The sequence below is a fragment of the Marinomonas communis genome, assembly GCF_004363305.1.
Lineage (GTDB): Bacteria > Pseudomonadota > Gammaproteobacteria > Pseudomonadales > Marinomonadaceae > Marinomonas > Marinomonas communis.
Genome location: NZ_SNZA01000002.1, coordinates 228,210 through 244,861 on the forward strand (window position 1 = coordinate 228,210; position 16,652 = coordinate 244,861).

The 16,652-nt window shown below is 47.2% G+C and carries 16 protein-coding genes; 5 read left to right on the forward strand and 11 right to left on the reverse strand.

All coding sequences use genetic code 11. The features are described from left to right. Positions 1 to 2: 2 nt before the first annotated feature. The 7 genes from urtD to speB all read right to left on the reverse strand — a co-directional run bounded on the left by urtD (position 3) and on the right by speB (position 8,984). Entirely contained in the window at positions 3 to 860 is an 858-nt protein-coding gene (gene urtD, locus C8D85_RS07525) for an urea ABC transporter ATP-binding protein UrtD (RefSeq protein ID WP_211342157.1), read from the reverse strand. Then, positions 857 to 1,990 (reverse strand): urea ABC transporter permease subunit UrtC, encoded by a 1,134-nt coding sequence (urtC, locus tag C8D85_RS07530; protein ID WP_133561253.1) that lies wholly within the window; start codon positions 1,988 to 1,990, stop codon positions 857 to 859. Before urtC ends, urtD begins: the two co-directional genes overlap by 4 nt. Beyond that, positions 1,987 to 3,546, reverse strand: coding sequence for an urea ABC transporter permease subunit UrtB (urtB, locus tag C8D85_RS07535; protein ID WP_133561865.1), 1,560 nt, complete (start codon positions 3,544 to 3,546; stop codon positions 1,987 to 1,989). The genes urtC and urtB overlap by 4 nt, the downstream gene beginning before the upstream one ends. 120 nt (positions 3,547 to 3,666) lie before the next feature. Beyond that, positions 3,667 to 4,953, reverse strand: a complete 1,287-nt coding sequence (gene urtA / locus C8D85_RS07540) for an urea ABC transporter substrate-binding protein (protein WP_133561255.1) — start codon at positions 4,951 to 4,953, stop codon at positions 3,667 to 3,669. Positions 4,954 to 5,132: 179 nt separating this feature from the next. Continuing rightward, positions 5,133 to 6,566, reverse strand: coding sequence for an aldehyde dehydrogenase family protein (locus C8D85_RS07545; protein WP_133561257.1), 1,434 nt, complete (start codon positions 6,564 to 6,566; stop codon positions 5,133 to 5,135). A gap of 18 nt (positions 6,567 to 6,584) precedes the next feature. Beyond that, entirely contained in the window at positions 6,585 to 7,871 is a 1,287-nt protein-coding gene (locus C8D85_RS07550; protein WP_133561259.1) for a purine-cytosine permease family protein, read from the reverse strand. 162 nt (positions 7,872 to 8,033) lie between these two features. Continuing rightward, positions 8,034 to 8,984: an agmatinase gene (gene speB, locus C8D85_RS07555; RefSeq protein WP_133561260.1), complete on the reverse strand. Its 951-nt coding sequence runs from the start codon at positions 8,982 to 8,984 to the stop codon at positions 8,034 to 8,036. A 151-nt stretch (positions 8,985 to 9,135) separates the two neighbouring features. Here speB and C8D85_RS07560 point away from each other — a divergent pair, with 151 nt between their 5' ends. Beyond that, complete coding sequence (locus tag C8D85_RS07560) at positions 9,136 to 10,041, forward strand: LysR family transcriptional regulator (RefSeq protein ID WP_133561262.1); 906 nt, start codon at positions 9,136 to 9,138, stop codon at positions 10,039 to 10,041. Here the strand turns inward: C8D85_RS07560 and C8D85_RS07565 are convergent. Next, positions 10,038 to 10,898, reverse strand: a complete 861-nt coding sequence (locus tag C8D85_RS07565; RefSeq protein ID WP_133561264.1) for a DMT family transporter — start codon at positions 10,896 to 10,898, stop codon at positions 10,038 to 10,040. The two genes, C8D85_RS07560 and C8D85_RS07565, sit on opposite strands and share 4 nt — an antisense overlap. 130 nt (positions 10,899 to 11,028) lie before the next feature. Here C8D85_RS07565 and C8D85_RS07570 point away from each other — a divergent pair, with 130 nt between their 5' ends. Continuing rightward, positions 11,029 to 12,429: an aminotransferase-like domain-containing protein gene (locus C8D85_RS07570; protein WP_133561266.1), complete on the forward strand. Its 1,401-nt coding sequence runs from the start codon at positions 11,029 to 11,031 to the stop codon at positions 12,427 to 12,429. Positions 12,430 to 12,468: 39 nt separating this feature from the next. Here C8D85_RS07570 and C8D85_RS07575 read toward each other — a convergent pair whose 3' ends face one another. Next, positions 12,469 to 12,804: a zinc ribbon domain-containing protein YjdM gene (locus C8D85_RS07575; protein WP_133561268.1), complete on the reverse strand. Its 336-nt coding sequence runs from the start codon at positions 12,802 to 12,804 to the stop codon at positions 12,469 to 12,471. A gap of 84 nt (positions 12,805 to 12,888) precedes the next feature. Next, positions 12,889 to 13,077, reverse strand: coding sequence for a CopG family transcriptional regulator (locus C8D85_RS07580; RefSeq protein WP_133561270.1), 189 nt, complete (start codon positions 13,075 to 13,077; stop codon positions 12,889 to 12,891). Positions 13,078 to 13,300: 223 nt separating this feature from the next. Between C8D85_RS07580 and C8D85_RS07585 the strand changes: the two genes are divergently transcribed. The 3 genes from C8D85_RS07585 (at position 13,301) to map (ending at position 15,424) form a co-directional block, all read left to right on the forward strand. Next, entirely contained in the window at positions 13,301 to 14,338 is a 1,038-nt protein-coding gene (locus C8D85_RS07585) for a CobW family GTP-binding protein (RefSeq protein WP_133561272.1), read from the forward strand. A gap of 85 nt (positions 14,339 to 14,423) precedes the next feature. Next, positions 14,424 to 14,645, forward strand: coding sequence for a ParD-like family protein (locus tag C8D85_RS07590; protein WP_133561274.1), 222 nt, complete (start codon positions 14,424 to 14,426; stop codon positions 14,643 to 14,645). Continuing rightward, positions 14,642 to 15,424, forward strand: coding sequence for a type I methionyl aminopeptidase (gene map, locus C8D85_RS07595; protein ID WP_133561276.1), 783 nt, complete (start codon positions 14,642 to 14,644; stop codon positions 15,422 to 15,424). Before C8D85_RS07590 ends, map begins: the two co-directional genes overlap by 4 nt. A 36-nt stretch (positions 15,425 to 15,460) precedes the next feature. Here the strand turns inward: map and C8D85_RS07600 are convergent, their stop codons facing one another. Then, positions 15,461 to 16,360 (reverse strand): bestrophin family protein, encoded by a 900-nt coding sequence (locus tag C8D85_RS07600; RefSeq protein ID WP_133561278.1) that lies wholly within the window; start codon positions 16,358 to 16,360, stop codon positions 15,461 to 15,463. Positions 16,361 to 16,652: the final 292 nt, after the last annotated feature.

Sequence of the window (16,652 nt, forward strand, 5' to 3'; positions counted from 1 at the left end):
ACTTAGGCCTCCACCGCTTCTTCACCGAGGTAAACCTCGATCACATCTTTATTGCTTTGAATCTGATCCATAGTGCCTTCTGCGAGCACCGAGCCTTGGTGAAGCACCGTTACAGTGCGTGCAATGCTGCGCACAAACTCCATATCGTGCTCCACTACAATCACCGTTCGCTCTCCTGCTAACGATGTCAGCAGCTCTGCAGTCCGCTCAGTCTCTTGTGCGGTCATCCCAGCAACCGGTTCGTCGATCAATAACAAACGCGGATCCGATACCAACAACATGCCAATTTCGAGCCATTGTTTCTGGCCATGTGACAAAGCACCCGCCTTCATAAAACGCTGTTGCTTCAAGCCAATGATGGCGAGCACTTCATCAATACGATCAATTTCAGAAGGGGATAAGTTGGCAAACAAGGTCGGCAGCACACGCTTATCGGTTTTCAAGGACAGCTCTAAGTTGTCAAACACGGTTTGTTCTTCAAACACGGTCGGCTTTTGGAATTTACGCCCAATGCCAAGTTGCGCAATGTCGGCCTCGTCTTTGGTCAGCAGGTTATGCGTCTGACCAAAATACACCGACCCTGCATCAGGTTTGGATTTACCTGTAATCACGTCCATCAGTGTGGTTTTGCCCGCGCCATTGGCACCAATTAAGCAACGCAACTCCCCATCGTTGACATACAGGTTCAGATCATTAAGCGCTTTGAAGCCATCAAAACTGAGATTTAAGCCCTCTACGTACAGAATCATTTGATTCGATACGTCGATCTTAGCCGCTTGTTCCGGGGCTAAGAATGGCCAAACTTGATCTCGACGAAAGGTCTCTCGTAGCCCTTGGATCGAATTATCGAATGCACTCATGATGTCACCTCCTGAGATGAAGCGGGCTGACGTTTCGATTTCAGCTGCCCGTAAAGGCCAATCAATCCTTTTGGTAAGAACAAGGTGACTAGGACAAATAAAGCCCCCAGTGCAAACAACCAACCATCCGGCATAATGGCGGTGAAACGGGTTTTCGCATAATTCACCAATAACGCTCCGATAATGGCGCCAATCAAGGTGCCACGGCCACCAACCGCTACCCAAATCACCACTTCAATAGAATTGATAGGAGAGAATTCACCCGGGTTAATGATGCCAACCTGAGGTACGTACAAGGCCCCTGCCACACCCGCAATCACAGCTGAATAAACAAACAGCCACACTTTATAGCGCTCAGTGCGATAGCCGATAAAACGGGTACGTGCTTCGGCATCGCGCACCGCCAAAGTAACCTTACCTAAGCGTGACGACAGGATACGTTGGCTCAGCATCAACACGACTGCCAATAAGACCGCGGTAATGATAAACAGCGACACTCGCGTGCTGTCGGACTGCAAATCAAAGCCTAGGATCTCTTTAAAGTCGGTCAGACCGTTGTTACCGCCGAAGCCCATTTCGTTACGAAAGAAGGCCAGCAACAGAGCATAAGTCAACGCTTGCGTCATGATCGATAGGTACACCCCCGTCACACGAGAACGGAACGCCAACCACCCAAAGACAAAGGCTAATAACCCCGGAACCAGTACTGCCATGATCATGGCAAACCAAAATTGATCCATACCATGCCAAAACCAAGGCAACTCCTGCCAATCTAGAAACACCATAAAATCAGGCAGAATTGGATGCCCATACACACCACGATCACCGATCTGACGCATGAGGTACATGCCCATGGCATAGCCGCCCAGCGCAAAGAATGCGCCGTGGCCTAAGCTCAAAATACCGCAGTAACCCCAGATAATATCCACCGCCAGTGCTAGCATGGCGTAGCACAAATATTTGCCTAACAAGGTAATACTGTAAGTACTCACATACAGCGCAGAGTCTTGCGGTAATAACAAGTTAGCGGCTGAAGCCAAAACCGTGACCGCTAAAAGAAGGATGACAAACGGCAGCGTGTATTTGCCTGATGAGCGACCTTCGGAAAACCAGTTGATCAGCTTGCTCATTCTGCTGCTCTCCCTTTTTGTGGGAACAATCCTTTAGGACGTTTCTGAATAAATAGGATGATGAAGACCAACACCAAGATCGCAGCCAACACCGCGCCCGTGGTTGGCTCTAGGAATTTGTTTGCGATACCTAAGGTAAACGCAGCGACTAACGTACCCAGTAAGTTACCCACGCCACCGAAGACCACCACCATGAACGAGTCAATGATGTACGCTTGGCCAAGGTTTGGCCCAACGTTGGTTAATTGAGACAAAGCCACCCCAGCGATACCCGCAATGCCTGAACCCAAACCAAAGGTCATCGCATCGACCCACTCGGTTTTAACCCCCATGGCTTTGGCCATACTGCGGTTTTGCGACACAGCGCGTACGTTTAGACCTAATGAACTTTTCTTCAAAATGAACACCAGTGCCAAGAACACCAGCAAAGCAAACGCTAAGATATATAAACGGTTCAACGTCAAAGACAGCACTGGGTTAATTTCCCAAGAACCACTCATCCAGCTCGGTGTTGACACTTGACGGTTAAGCGGAGAGAAAATCGTACGCACCAGCTGTTGTAAAATCAGGCTGATACCAAAAGTCGCTAACAAGGTTTCCAATGGACGACCATGCAGTCGACAAATGACTAGACGCTCAATCAATACGCCCATCAGACCAGAGACAAGGAACGCAGCAGGAATCGCTACCCAAATGGAGTAGTCGATATAGTTCGGCATGATCAGCTGCACAACATAAGTGGTGTAAGCACCCAACATGATCATTTCACCGTGCGCCATGTTGATCACACCCATCACACCAAAGGTGATCGCCAAACCAATCGATGCCAACAGTAAGACTGAGCCAAGGCTCAAACCAAAGAACAGCTGATCCACCAACGCGTAACGTTCTACCTGTCGGTTAATGTTCACAAGCGCCTTGTCTGCCGCCGCAGCCACCACTTCATTGCTATCTCGGGACAGTTTTAATAAGACGTTGCGTACATCGTTTTCTAAACTGCCTCCTAAAAACTCAATCGCCGTCACACGAGTAATTTGGCTATTGCTTTTATCCGTTGCCGTGTAAATCGATAATGCAGTTTGCATCATCTGCTTCACATCGCTGTTCGACTCTTTGGGGAATAAGGTTTCTAGCGTTGCAAAAGTGTCCTCATCAATGTCTGACAACAGCTCACGCACCGCCCCTTCGCGCACATCAGCATTGTTTGAGGTTAACTGGATACGCGCGATCACACCACGCAACAAGCCACGCAACTTATTGTTTACTTTGATTTTCTTGACGTCTTTACTGGAAAGACCCAACAGCTGCTCTTGGCTAAATGGGTCGATATAGACCTCTTTACCTTGCACATCGGTTTCCACCACAATGGTTTTGCTGTCTTTAACAAAATGCAGATCACCCGCGAGCCAAGCTCGAAATACTGGCAACAGGGATTCGTCCCCTTGCGCTTCGAGTTGCTCAACCATATCGGGTAATTTGGAAAGCTTGGTTGTTGTTAATTGTTCAAGTAGAACCTCAGTTGTCGCCGCATGTACTGGCATCCAACTGGCAAACATTAACAAACAAAATGAGATGAGATATTTCACGAAATACTCCAGGATTGAGAAGAATGGGGCGTTAGAAAAGACCCTCAGATTGCTCTGAGGGCCAAGTTTTAACCCTGGGACATGGTCAAATTAGTAGTTCTGACCTGAACACGTTTTCGTTTCCGTGTTGTAGTTGCCACACTTCACTGGATCCGTCCAATCGGCAATCAGGTCTTTAGAACCTGGTAGGAAGTCAGACCACGCGTCGCCTGGTACAACGCCTTCTGTTTCCCATACAGTCTCAAACTGACCGTCGTCTTGGATTTCACCAATCAGAACCGGCTTGCTCAAGTGGTGGTTTTTGTTCATCACAGCCACACCGCCTGTTAGGTTAGGTGTTTCTTGGCCGATCATTGCTTGCTCAACCGCATCCACGTCCGTCGTACCCGCTTCCGTTACCGCGTTAGCCCACATGTTGAAACCGATGTAAGTCGCTTCCATTGGGTCATTCGTTACACGATCTGGGTTCTTAGTGAAAGCTTTCCATTGAGTGATGAACTCTTCGTTTTCTTCTGTCTCAACGCTCTGGAAGTAGTTCCAAGCCGCTAAGTGACCCACTAGAGGAGCGGTATCTAGACCAGAAAGCTCTTCTTCACCTACAGAGAATGCAACAACTGGGATATCTTCAGAAGAGATACCTTGGTTACCTAGCTCTTTGTAGAAAGGCACGTTTGCGTCACCGTTGATGGTAGAAACAACGGCTGTTTTCTTACCTTCAGAACCGAATTTAGCGATATCCGCTACGATCGACTGCCAATCAGAATGACCAAAAGGCGTGTAGTTGATCATGATGTCTTCTTCTGCGACACCCATGTCTTTTAGGTAAGCTTCAAGAATTTTGTTAGTGGTACGTGGGTAAACGTAGTCCGTACCCGCTAGCACCCAACGCTCAACACCGAGCTCATCCTTTAGGTAGTTAACCGCTGGAATCGCTTGTTGGTTCGGCGCAGCGCCTGTGTAGAACACGTTTTTAGACGACTCTTCACCTTCGTACTGAACTGGGTAGAACATCAAACCGTTAAGTTCTTCGATAACCGGTAGAACCGATTTACGAGAAACCGATGTCCAGCAACCGAAAATCACGTCTACGTCTTTTTCAGTAATCAACTCACGCGCTTTCTCTGCAAACAAAGGCCAGTTTGACGCAGGGTCAACGACCACAGCTTCTAGTTTTTTACCTAGCAAACCACCTTTCTTGTTTTGCTCTTCTACCATCATTAGAACAGTGTCTTTTAATGTGGTTTCAGAAATCGCCATCGTGCCAGACAAAGAGTGCAGCACACCTACTTTGATCGTGTCATCAGCAGCCATCGAAGGAAAAGCGATAAGCGTTGCACCGGAGAGCGCAATCGCAGAAGCAAGCGTTTTAAGTTTCATGATTGGAGTCGTCCTTTGTGATAGTGATTTTTTTGAGCTGATAAGCAGACCTAACTAAAACCTGCGACGCTGCATATCAGTACAACCAGTATTCAAAAATCACATCCAAAACGGTATGCGCGAAACACCCTAGGCGCATACGTCATTTGACGTAGTCGTTCTTAAAATGCGTTTTCTATTTAGCTCCCACTGGAAGGCATCTCGACAATGATGTGTTTAAGCTCGGTGAACGAATGTAGACCATTGATGCCCAGTTCACGGCCGATACCACTTTGACCGAAGCCGCCCCATGATAGCTGTGGCAAGACGATTTGATCGGTGTTTATCCAGATCACGCCTGCACGCAGCTGATTGGCAATATCTAGTGCCGTTGCCTTGTCTTTGGCAACAACAGAGCCCGCAAGGCCGAACTCACTGTCATTGGATTTTGCAATCGCTTCATCAAGTGTCGAATACGGAGCCACACACAAGACGGGGCCAAAGATTTCTTCATTCCATAGCACGCTGCTTGTCGGTACATTTTCGTAAACCGTTGGCGAAACGAAAAAGCCCTCTTTCACCTGCCCACCGATAAGACAGGATAAGCCCTCTTGCTTTGCTTGAGCGAAGTAGCTTGAGACTTTGTCAAACTGCATAGCACAACTCAAAGGCCCCATATCCGTGCTCTCCAGTAAGGGGTCGCCTAATGATAAAGCTGCAACTTTGTTTTTCAGTGCAACGAGAAATGGCTCATACAATGAGGTATGAACGTGAACACGTGAGGTAGCAGAACACATTTGCCCAGCGTTGAAGAAAATTCCGTTCGCCGCCAATTGTGCGGCTTCATCGATGTCAGCATCGGCACACACGATCAAAGAGGACTTCCCCCCCAACTCTAAACTCAAGTTTTTCAATGTCGGCGCGCTGGCCGCCATAATCTTCTGGCCAACACGCGTACTACCGGTAAAAGACACCTTGTCGACTTTTGGGCTGTCGACAAGATATTGCCCCACCTCAGCTTCACCGAATACGATATTGAGTACGCCTTTAGGCAATTGAATATCATCACAAATATCCGCCAATATACTCTCCGGCCAAGGCGATATCTCTGACGGTTTTAAAATCACCGTACAACCTGCAGCGAGCGCTGGTGCCAGCTTCCATGCGGTGGTCACCGTTGGAAAGTTCCATGGCACAATCAACCCAACTACACCTACGGGAGCGTAGTGCTTAATCGCACCATAACCTGTTCCTTCAACCGCCTCAGGCAGTTCATTACCGAGACAGTTTGTGTCTAACAAACCTGCGTAATATTCGTAACACGCGATGGCATCTTCGACATCTAGGCGAGCTTCGACAATCGGTTTACCAACACTCACGACAATACTGTTTGCAAGCGCCTCTTGGCGGGCTCGAAAGCCCTCTGCAATGCCTTTTAAATATTGCGCGCGAATGGCCTTTGTACTCTCTGACCAACCTTTAAAAGCGCGATGTGCAGCACTGATCGCCGTGTCAATCTGGTCCGTTGAAGCAGTCGGCATGGAGCCAAACGCTTGCTGTGAGAAGGGGTTGATCAGTGGTCGAGTTGTATCCGAATCAGTATGACGGGACTCAATGTAATGCTTCAAATTCATAAAACTATCCAGTCTCTATTAAGCAACAGCGTTGTTGGTCTTGAATGCCACTTTCGACAAGGTGAAATACAAAACGCCGGAAATAACGAAGGTAAACGCCGTGACAAATTCCAATGGGTGAACATAAGTAAAGTACAACGAAGCAAACACACTAATCAGGTAAGCTAACAGTGCGCCATAACTGATGTTAACGCTCACGTCCTCTGCCATTGTTTTGTTGTTGAGCACGTAGTAATCCACCAGCATGATCGCAAAAACAGGGATCATGAAAGCGCCAACCAATAAGATCCAATCAAAGAACGACGCCATAAGCAGCTCTTGTAACAGGGAGGCCAGCAATGCAACCGCACCAAATACAAATACCACTGCCTTAAAGGAAAATTGACGAGATAAAGACATCGCACTCATGGTGATACTGTAGAGCGTCATAATGTTGGTCGTAACAACCGATAGAAACATCACCAGTGCTGCTGCCGCCGCAAACCCAGGTGTTAACAGTTCAGAAGGATCATAAGTAGAAGGCTGACCATTCAAAATAGAGATCGAAGCCACCAAAATGCCCAATCCCATCGCGACCAAGGTACCGACCATATAACCGATGGAAATACCTGCTACACTTGTCTTGACCGATTTACAGTAGCGGTTGTAGTCACAAGGTAACGCCATCCAAGAAAACGCTGTCGCTAAGACAATATCGAATACGATGGAACCTGTTAGACCTGGCTCTTCTGATAAAGGCACCTCTTTTAGGTCGGTTAAACCGTTCATATCCAGCAGGTAATAGATAACACCCAACGCCAAGATCAGCATCAAACCTGACGCCCAACCTTCAATCTTTTGAATCCCTGAATGCCCAAGCATGGTGACAAATAAGACAATACCCTGGGTAATGATGATCGACAGTACGATATGGTCGAACCCAAACCAGATACTCAGCACTTTATTTAATGCGATACCACCTAAATAGCCTTGAATAATGCCCCAGCCCATCAATAGCACTAAGTTCAATGCGGCAAACGCCTTCGCCCCAGATGTTCCAAAGACATTGCGAGCATAAACAAAAGTGGTCAAGCCGGTACGCGTTCCAATGGCGGCAATCGATGCCAGTGCTATACAGCCAAAAACGGAACCAACAAAAACAATGCTAATGGCAGAAATAGGGTCAACATCGGGAATAAACATCTGCCCAGTCATGACGGTTGGCACCACCAATGCGCCTGCTAACCAAAGAAAGATTGTGCTAATTAAACCGACATTGCGCTCATTTGCGGAGCACGCGCTTACCGTATCGTGGGACTGACTCATAATAGGCCTCGTTCATTTGTGATATTTAAATATTATTTTTTGGCACACTTTAAAAGCCTGATGCTTATTTCTTCTGGGGAGGAGGGCTAGTTGCGAAACCCAATAGAAAGATAACAAGCATCAGACAAACTCTAAATTATTGTTATGTTTAGAAAAATGACGTTATCTGTAAGCAACGCCCGGTAAGACACAGAGCATTTCATACAGTAGATTGGCTGCCAGCTGAGAGGTATTCCCGCTGACATCATAAGGCGGCGACACTTCCACAAGATCCCCCCCGACAATGTTAAGCCCTTTACAACCGCGCACGATCTCTAGTGCTTGGATAGAAGTTAATCCCCCTACTTCTGGTGTTCCGGTACCTGGTGCCCAAGCAGGGTCAATACCGTCGATATCGAAAGAAATGTAGATTGGCGTATCGCCTACTTTTTCACGGATCTCTGCCATCAAAGGCTCAAGAGACTTATGCCAGCAATCTTCTGCTGTGTATAAGGTGAAGCCTTGCTGAGTTCCCCATTTAAAGTCTTCCGCAGAGTAGCCTTGTGCGCGTTGACCGATTTGAAACACACGATCGCAGTCCAGTAGGCCTTCTTCTACTGCTCGACGGAACGTCGTTCCATGAGCAATTTTTTCACCAAACATATTGTCGTTGGTGTCCGTGTGAGCATCGATGTGAATCAAAGCCACGGGGCCATGTTTTTCTTTAATCGCACGTAAAATGGGTAGCGTAAGCGTGTGATCGCCGCCCAAGGTCAATGGAATCAGCGAGTATTGGTTCAAGGCTTTGTAATACTGCTCGATGATGTCGACTGACTTAAGCAGGTTATAAGTGTTAATGGGCACATCACCGATATCCGCAACCGACAATGCATCAAAAGGCGCTGCGCCCGTCGCCATGTTATATGGGCGAATCATTACCGACTCCGCACGGATTTGACGTGGACCGTAGCGAGTACCTGCGCGTTGCGATGTCCCCACATCCAAAGGAATACCTATGAAAGCAGCATCTAGCCCTTCCAGCTGCTCTGTAAACGGCAGTCTCATCATAGTGGCACGCCCTGCGAAGCGAGGGACATCGTTACCGCTTTGTGGTTGATGAAGTACTTTTTCCATATTGAATTAACCTTAAATTTTTCTAGCGAAATGGGTTCTATAAATTGGTTAATTTCAATATTGTTAAATTAATATTTCTTGTTAAATAGCATATTTGAAAAAATTACTTCACAAATTACTGAAGTAAAAACAACGAAGAGTTCACAACAATATGAAGCATAAAAGAGTCAACATTCGCCTACTCGAAGTTTTTGTGTCTGTGGTTCGCCATCAAGGTTATTCCGGAGCGCAGCAGGATCTAAACCTAACCACATCAGCAATCAGTAACTACATGAGCGAGCTGGAAGAACATGTTGGTTTTATCTTATGCCGACGTGGGCGCTCAGGCTTTATGCTGACTGAAAAAGGTCAAAAGTATCTGCAATATGTGGAAACTTTTTTGGAAGAGTATGACCAACTCGAAAAGGCCTCCCTCGCGTTGGATGGCAATGAAGTGGGCGCCTTTAATCTCGCAATTTTAGATGCAACGGTGATGGACAAAACCCTCAACTTGCCTGAGATTTTGCGTGCGTTTCACGATGAATTTCCGGGAACTCAGTTAAATCTATTAACTCGTGGTCCACATGAGTTGGTTCAAGGGGTGCTGGATGAGCGCTTTGATGCAGCAATTGGCACTTTCCCTTCAAAAGTTAGCAACTTAATCGACATCCCGCTCTACAAAGAACAGCACTGGCTCTATTGCAGCCACCAGCATCCCTTATTCAATGAGCATTTACCGTCTATCGAAGAAGTGAAAAAGTTCGGAGTGGTGAGTCGTAGCTATTGGAAAAGTGCGGATTTGAGAAAGCGTGGTTTTGGTTACAGCACCGCGACCGTTGATACTATGGAAGCCCAGCTCGCTTTGATTCTTTCGGGAAGATACGTTGGCTATCTTCCCGAAAACTACGCCGAGCTTTACATGCAGAAAAATTTATTGAAACCCATTACCCCTAGTGAATTCGGCTTCCAAGCCCCCTTCTCCTTAGTCTTTAAACGCGGTCGAGCACGAGAGCTTCCGATCAAGAAGCTACGCGAATTAGCCAAGGAGCATGCACAAAAGTCTTACCGCAATGCTTAAGCAAAACGCTTTGCGCCCGCCACACACAGCACTGCGACTAAGGTGATCCACAACATGGTCAGACTGATGCTTTCTTGCAGTAACCATGCAGCTAACACGAATCCAATAAATGGTTGAATCAATTGCAGCTGACTGACCGCTGCAATGCCTCCTAATGCCAAGCCTCGATACCAAAAGACAAAACCAAACAGCATGCTAAACAAGGATACATAACCTAAGCCTAGCCACGCTGACGTGGACACCTCTGCAAAAGAGCTTGGCCAAAGGATCAACGTCAATGGCAACATAACAGGGAGAGAAACCACCAAGGACCAACAAATCACCTGCCATCCACCTAGCACTCGTGACAAACGTGCGCCTTCGGCATAGCCCATGCCGCATGCCACAATCGCCGCCAGCATCAGTCCATCACCCACCAAAGAGGCTTCGCCTGATCCTAGTGTTGCATAGCCCGCCACCAGCACCGCACCCACCAAAGAAAACAGCCAAAATGGCCAACTCGGGCGTTCGCCGCCTCTTAACACCGCAAACAATGCTGTGCAGATTGGTAGCAAGCCGACAAATACCACGCAGTGTGCCGAGGTGACGTATAACAGTGCGAAGCCTGTTAATAATGGAAATCCCACCACTACGCCCAAAGCACTCAATAATAGCGTCGAAATTTGTGAGGCATTGGGACGAGGTTGTTTTAGTAAATACAAACATAACAACGCTAGGATTCCCGCAATCGACGCACGTGCAACGGTTAAAAATGTTGGGTCAAAGCCCTGTAAGGCAATTCGAGTAGCGGGCAATGAGCCCGCAAATGTCGTTACCCCAACAAAACCACTGAGCCAACCTTGAGTTGTTTTCTTCATAATGTTCTCCCTTTATCAATCATCTTATAAAACCGAAAAAAGACTCTTAAAAGGAGACACAAACCGATACAATTTTAAAAAACTGTTATGGTAATTTTTGCAATACAGTGAATTCACGAGGAGGCGTTACATGGCCCGCACAGGCACTTTAATCGAAGCGGTAATGGCAGATATTGAATCGAAAATCGCATCGCGGGCTTACTTGCCCAATACACGTTTGCCGTCGGTTCGCGCGCAAGCCAAAGCCATGCAAGTGTCTGTGTCTACCGTCGTTGAAGCTTATGATCGACTCGTTGCAGAAGGCTCTATTATTTCGCGCCCAGGAGCAGGCTTTTATACCTCGGGCCACATTGCGCCGTTAGACTTAAACCAAATTGGTCCTAAAGTCGCTCGTGAAATTGATCCGTTATGGGTGTCGAAAGAATCCTTGGAGGCTGCTCCAGATTCTTTGATGCCAGGCTGTGGCTGGTTGCCTTCTGAGTGGCTTTATCAAACGGGGATTAAGCGCGCTTTGCGTCATCTCGCTAGAAGCAACTCCCCAGATTTAACTGAATACGCCTCCCCTAAAGGCTCTTTGGCCTTTCGGCAATTTCTGCAACGTCGTTTGTTAGGGCAAAATATCGAAGCCTCCTCGGAGCAAATTATGCTGACCGAATCCGGCACGCATGCCATTGATCTGATTGGTCGCTTCCTCCTCTCACCAGGTGATACCGTGCTCGTGGACGATCCTTGTTACTTTAACTTTCATGCCTTGCTAAAAGCCCACCGAGTGAACATTTTTGGCATCCCTTATTCCCCCAATGGTCCAGATATTGAGTGTTTTGAACGAGCGTTATCGGAGTATCAACCAAGGCTTTATCTGACCAATTCTGGTGTGCATAACCCCACTGGCGCGCACTTAAGTCATAGCGTTGCTCATCGTTTACTGACATTGGCGAAAGCTTCCGAATTGGTGATCGTTGAAGACGATATTTTTGCCGATTTAGAAACCACCCGTACGCCACGATTAGCGGCCTTTGACGGTTTAGATCAAGTGATTGAGATTGGTAGTTTTTCAAAAACAGTCTCCGCATCCGTACGTTGTGGCTACATCGCAGCGAAACAGGACTGGATCGAACAACTGGTGGATCTAAAGATAGCCACCTCTTTCAGTGGCAACCGTCTAGACAGTGAAATAGTCCTGCAAACGCTCACCGACAGTGGCTATCGTAAACATATGGAGAGGCTTCACGGATGGCTCGCCAAGCAGCGTATCAGTGTTTCAAAACGACTAGTCAGCTTGGGAATAGAGCCTTGGATCCAACCAAAAGACGGCATGTTCCTATGGTGTCGTTTACCCACAGGAACGAATGCAACGCAATTGGCTCAAGATTGCTTAAGTAAAGGTGTAGTACTGGCTCCAGGCAATGTGTTTAGCCAATCGCAAAGTGCTCATGATTACCTGCGTTTCAATGTCGCCCAATGCACAGATCCAAAGATTTTTGAAACATTGGAATGGGCGTTAGAGCGCCAAATGCAAGAAGGCCCCTAATTAGGAGCCTTCTTAAATCATTTTAATTCGCTGAACAAATTACGCTTTCTTAACGAACTTAGATTTCAGCATCATGTCACCAGCGCCGTCGACTTTACAGTCGATGTCATGGTCGCCGTCGACGAAGCGTTTGATGGTCGCTTTCGTGCCGACTTTCAGTACTTGAGAAGAGCCTTTTACTTTCAGGTCTTTGGTCAAGGTTACCTTGTCACCTTCCGCTAGCAGGTTGCCAACTGCGTCTTTTAGGATCAGCGCGTCTTCGTCTACCACTTCTTCATTCGGGTTCCACTCGTGAGCACACTCAGGGCAGATCAACATGGCCTGATCTTCATAAACGTATTCAGAGTTGCACTTTGGGCAAGCTGGAAGACTCATACTTCAATAACCTCAATAGAAATAGGGAATAATGTGCGCGGCATTATAACGCAATGACAATAACATGATAATGCTTTTGGCAAATTAGCCTTTCTTAGGGGCTTCTTCTAGTACTTCTTTGGTGAAATCCACATCGTGATCTTCTAAATAACCACGTATCAGCTGACGCACCACTTGTGAGGGCGTTAAGTCTTTTTCAGCACATAGTTTCTCAAACGCCTTCTTTTTACGAGGGTCGAGCAATACAGTAAAACGGGCAGTTTTGCTTTCCATTAGGCATCCTTAGAACGTCTATTCATTATCATTTGATTATAATACCCGATAAGGAATTTCATCTCTATACATTGTATTTTCTCCCTATAATCGCCATGAACAGGACAGGGTATTGAAGATCATGAAAAAACTGTCGGAATAGGGATAGTCCGCCCGCGTAAAACGTTTCAAACTATTCGTCATAGCCGTCGCCACCCGTACCATTGATAAACGAAGAGATTTTATGAACGAGCAAGCCAACGCCATTCCTACCAACATCATCACTGGGTTTCTTGGTGTTGGCAAAACCACAACCATTAACGGGCTTTTGGCAAATAAGCCCGAGGGCGAGTCTTGGGCAGTACTGGTCAATGAGTTTGGCCAAGTCGGCATTGACCAAGAAATGATGCCGAATGAAGAAGGCCTTCATATCAAAGAGCTAGCGGGTGGCTGTATCTGTTGCACCATGGGCGCATCATTAACCCCCACCTTGAAGTCTCTGATTGAACATGCGAAGCCCGACCGTTTGATCATCGAACCCACTGGAATAGGCCACCCGGAGGGGATTATCGATACGTTAATGGGGCCGTCTTTCAAGGACAAGCTCGACCTACGCGCCACCATTTGCATCCTTGATCCCCGCTCGCTTGAACTGGAAGACGTCGCCAACAGCAATATCCTCCACGACCAGCTGAATTTATCCGATGTGGTAATTATCAATAAATGCGATATCGCAGAGCCAGAACTGGTCGAGTTTGTGGAAACCAGCTTGCATGGCATGTTTCCACCGAGACAGCATATTGGTCGAAGCATCAAAGGCGAGATCGACCCAGCGCTATTGGACTTGGTACGCAATGGTCAGCTTAAGGCACAATTTCCTGAAGCCCATTCTCATACTCATCATGATCACAGCCATTCACATAGCCATGATCACACACATGAACACCATCACCATGAACCAGAAGCCATCGCAGAACCTGGCAAACCCATTCGAAAAACGGGCAATGGCAGTGGCTTATTCAGCTGTGGTTGGATTTTCCATCGAGACGATTGCTTCGATTATTGGCAACTGGAAGAAACCCTAAACGGCATCGAAGGTGTTAGTCGCATCAAAGGGGTGATCCGCATTGGTCATGCTTGGGTGTTCTACAACCGAGTGAACGATGAACACGACTTCGACAAAGTGGCTTACCGCCGCGATTCACGCATTGAAATCATCAGTCCACAAGAACTGGATTGGGAAGCATTAGAACAACAAATGCTAGCCTGTTTGCAAAAATAGCCCCCCATTTTCTCTTGATTTGCGCATTTCAATTGCGAGACTTAATATAATATGATCCATATACGTTTTATGTATGGATCATATTATGGGAATCATCAAAATCTCCGACGACGTACATGACGATGTGCGCCGCGCCTCTCAAGTCATGTCACGCTCCATCAATGCTCAAGCTGAGTTCTGGATTAAGATTGGCCGCCTTGCAGAACGAAATCCAACCATGAGCTTCTCGGAAATCATTCAAATGGAGTTGGACAAAGCCGATGCCCTAGAAGCGGCTGAAATGATCGATCAGCAGGCCCTAGCATGAACAGAGAAACCGTTCATATCAAAAGCCCTGCGGAAATCGAGCTAATGCGCGAATCGGGCCGACTACTTGCGAAGGTCTTTAAGCACCTAGACAGTTTTGTCAAAGAAGATGTCACCACCATGGCCATCAATAATGAAGTAGAGCGCTACATTCGTCAGGAGCTCAATGCTCGACCAGCCAGCCTTGGTCAATATGATTATCCGTACTCACTCAACACATCCGTCAACGAAGTCGTTTGCCACGGCATGCCTAGTGAACACTATGCCCTACGCCCGCGAGATATAATTAATCTAGACATCACTTTGGAAAAGAATGGCTTTATTGCTGATTCAAGCAAAATGTACGTGATGCCTAGTGCAGGGCCTGAAGCCAGACGCCTCGTTAAAGCCACCTATGAGGCCATGTGGCAAGGCATCAAACAAGTGAAACCTGGTGCAACACTAGGGGATATCGGTCATGCCATCGCCAGCTTCGCCCAAGAGAATCGCTACACCGTCGTACAAGAATACTGCGGCCACGGTATTGGCCGAGAAATGCACGAAGCACCACAAGTCATGCACGTAGGACGCCGAGGACAAGGCTTAAAACTTAAACCCGGCATGACGTTTACCATAGAACCAATGATCAACCAGGGCCGAGCCAAAACGAAAACCAAGAAGGACGGCTGGACCGTCATCACCGCAGATCGAAAGCTATCTGCCCAATGGGAACACACGATTCTCGTCACCGATACAGGCTACGAAGTGTTAACCCTTCGAGAAGAAGAGCAGCCGCTTTAGCTGTCATGACAAGAGTTAGTAAAGGGATTTCCTTTACTAACTCAACACATGGTCAACGGGTTTTAATGCTGGCGGTAAGTCCTCATGACCCAATGACCTCAGCACATCACGTTCGATCACCCTAACCATCGCATTGGTCGGTAGATCATTCACATCGTTACCAAATGGGTCTTCTAACTCATTGCCAATCGCATCCAAGCCAAAGAAGGTATAGCTCACCACTGCGGTAATAAATGGTGCTAACCAGCCCAGTGGCTGCGCCATCGCGAATGGCAACAACAAGCAGAAAATAAAGGTCGTCCGATGCAGCATCAGAGTATAAGGGAAAGGCAGCGGCGTATTTTTAATGCGCTCACAGTTGGCATGGGCTTCGGATAAACTTCTTAGGCGCTTTTCTAGCTCCAAGTAACGTAACTCACTGATAGCACCTTCGGCCTGCAACATGGCAAAGCGCTTCGCGATCGCGTTCAGAAGCGTGTCAGACAGATTATCAACGTACTCGAAATCTTTATTAGCAACCCAAGGCTTAGCCGCTTCCCACTCATCTTGTCGGCGCAAATGGGCGTTCAAAGCATGGGCAAAACCACAGATCAACTTCATGATCTCTTCCCTTAAAGGGTGCCCTGCAATACTGACGGTTTCACGCCCCATTGCCCGAGCTTCGATCACGATCAATCCCCACATTTTACGCCCTTCCCACCAACGCTCGTAGCAGGAGCTATTGCGAAAACTCATAAAGATCGACAACGACAAACCCAACAACGTCAATGGCGTCGCACTAACATTAATGAACACATCTGGGTACAACTTCTCGACAAAAACAATCACCACCGCCAACAGCGTAATCATCAGAATGCGCGGCGCAATGCGCATTAAAATGGCGCCTTTCAACGTCGTCAGCACCACGATCCAATTATGATTGGGGTAAACAACCATTACCTACCTCTATAAAAACAAACGAAAGCAAAAAATGACCGAAAAAGCTCAGACAACACCATTCACAAAGCCCAAATACTAAGGCTTCGAACACTTTCAATATTGTTTTTATAAACACTCATCGGAGCGCTGAAAGGATGCTTTTTATAATACAAAACACATACTAAAGACATGCCTAAAAGCGCCGATTTTTGAGAAGGGAAGCAGCTGAGTTACGCGAAAATTAATTGAGAAGATAAGTAGTACCAACACCTGATACAAAGCAAGGTGTCTGTAGGCAATGAAGCCCTGC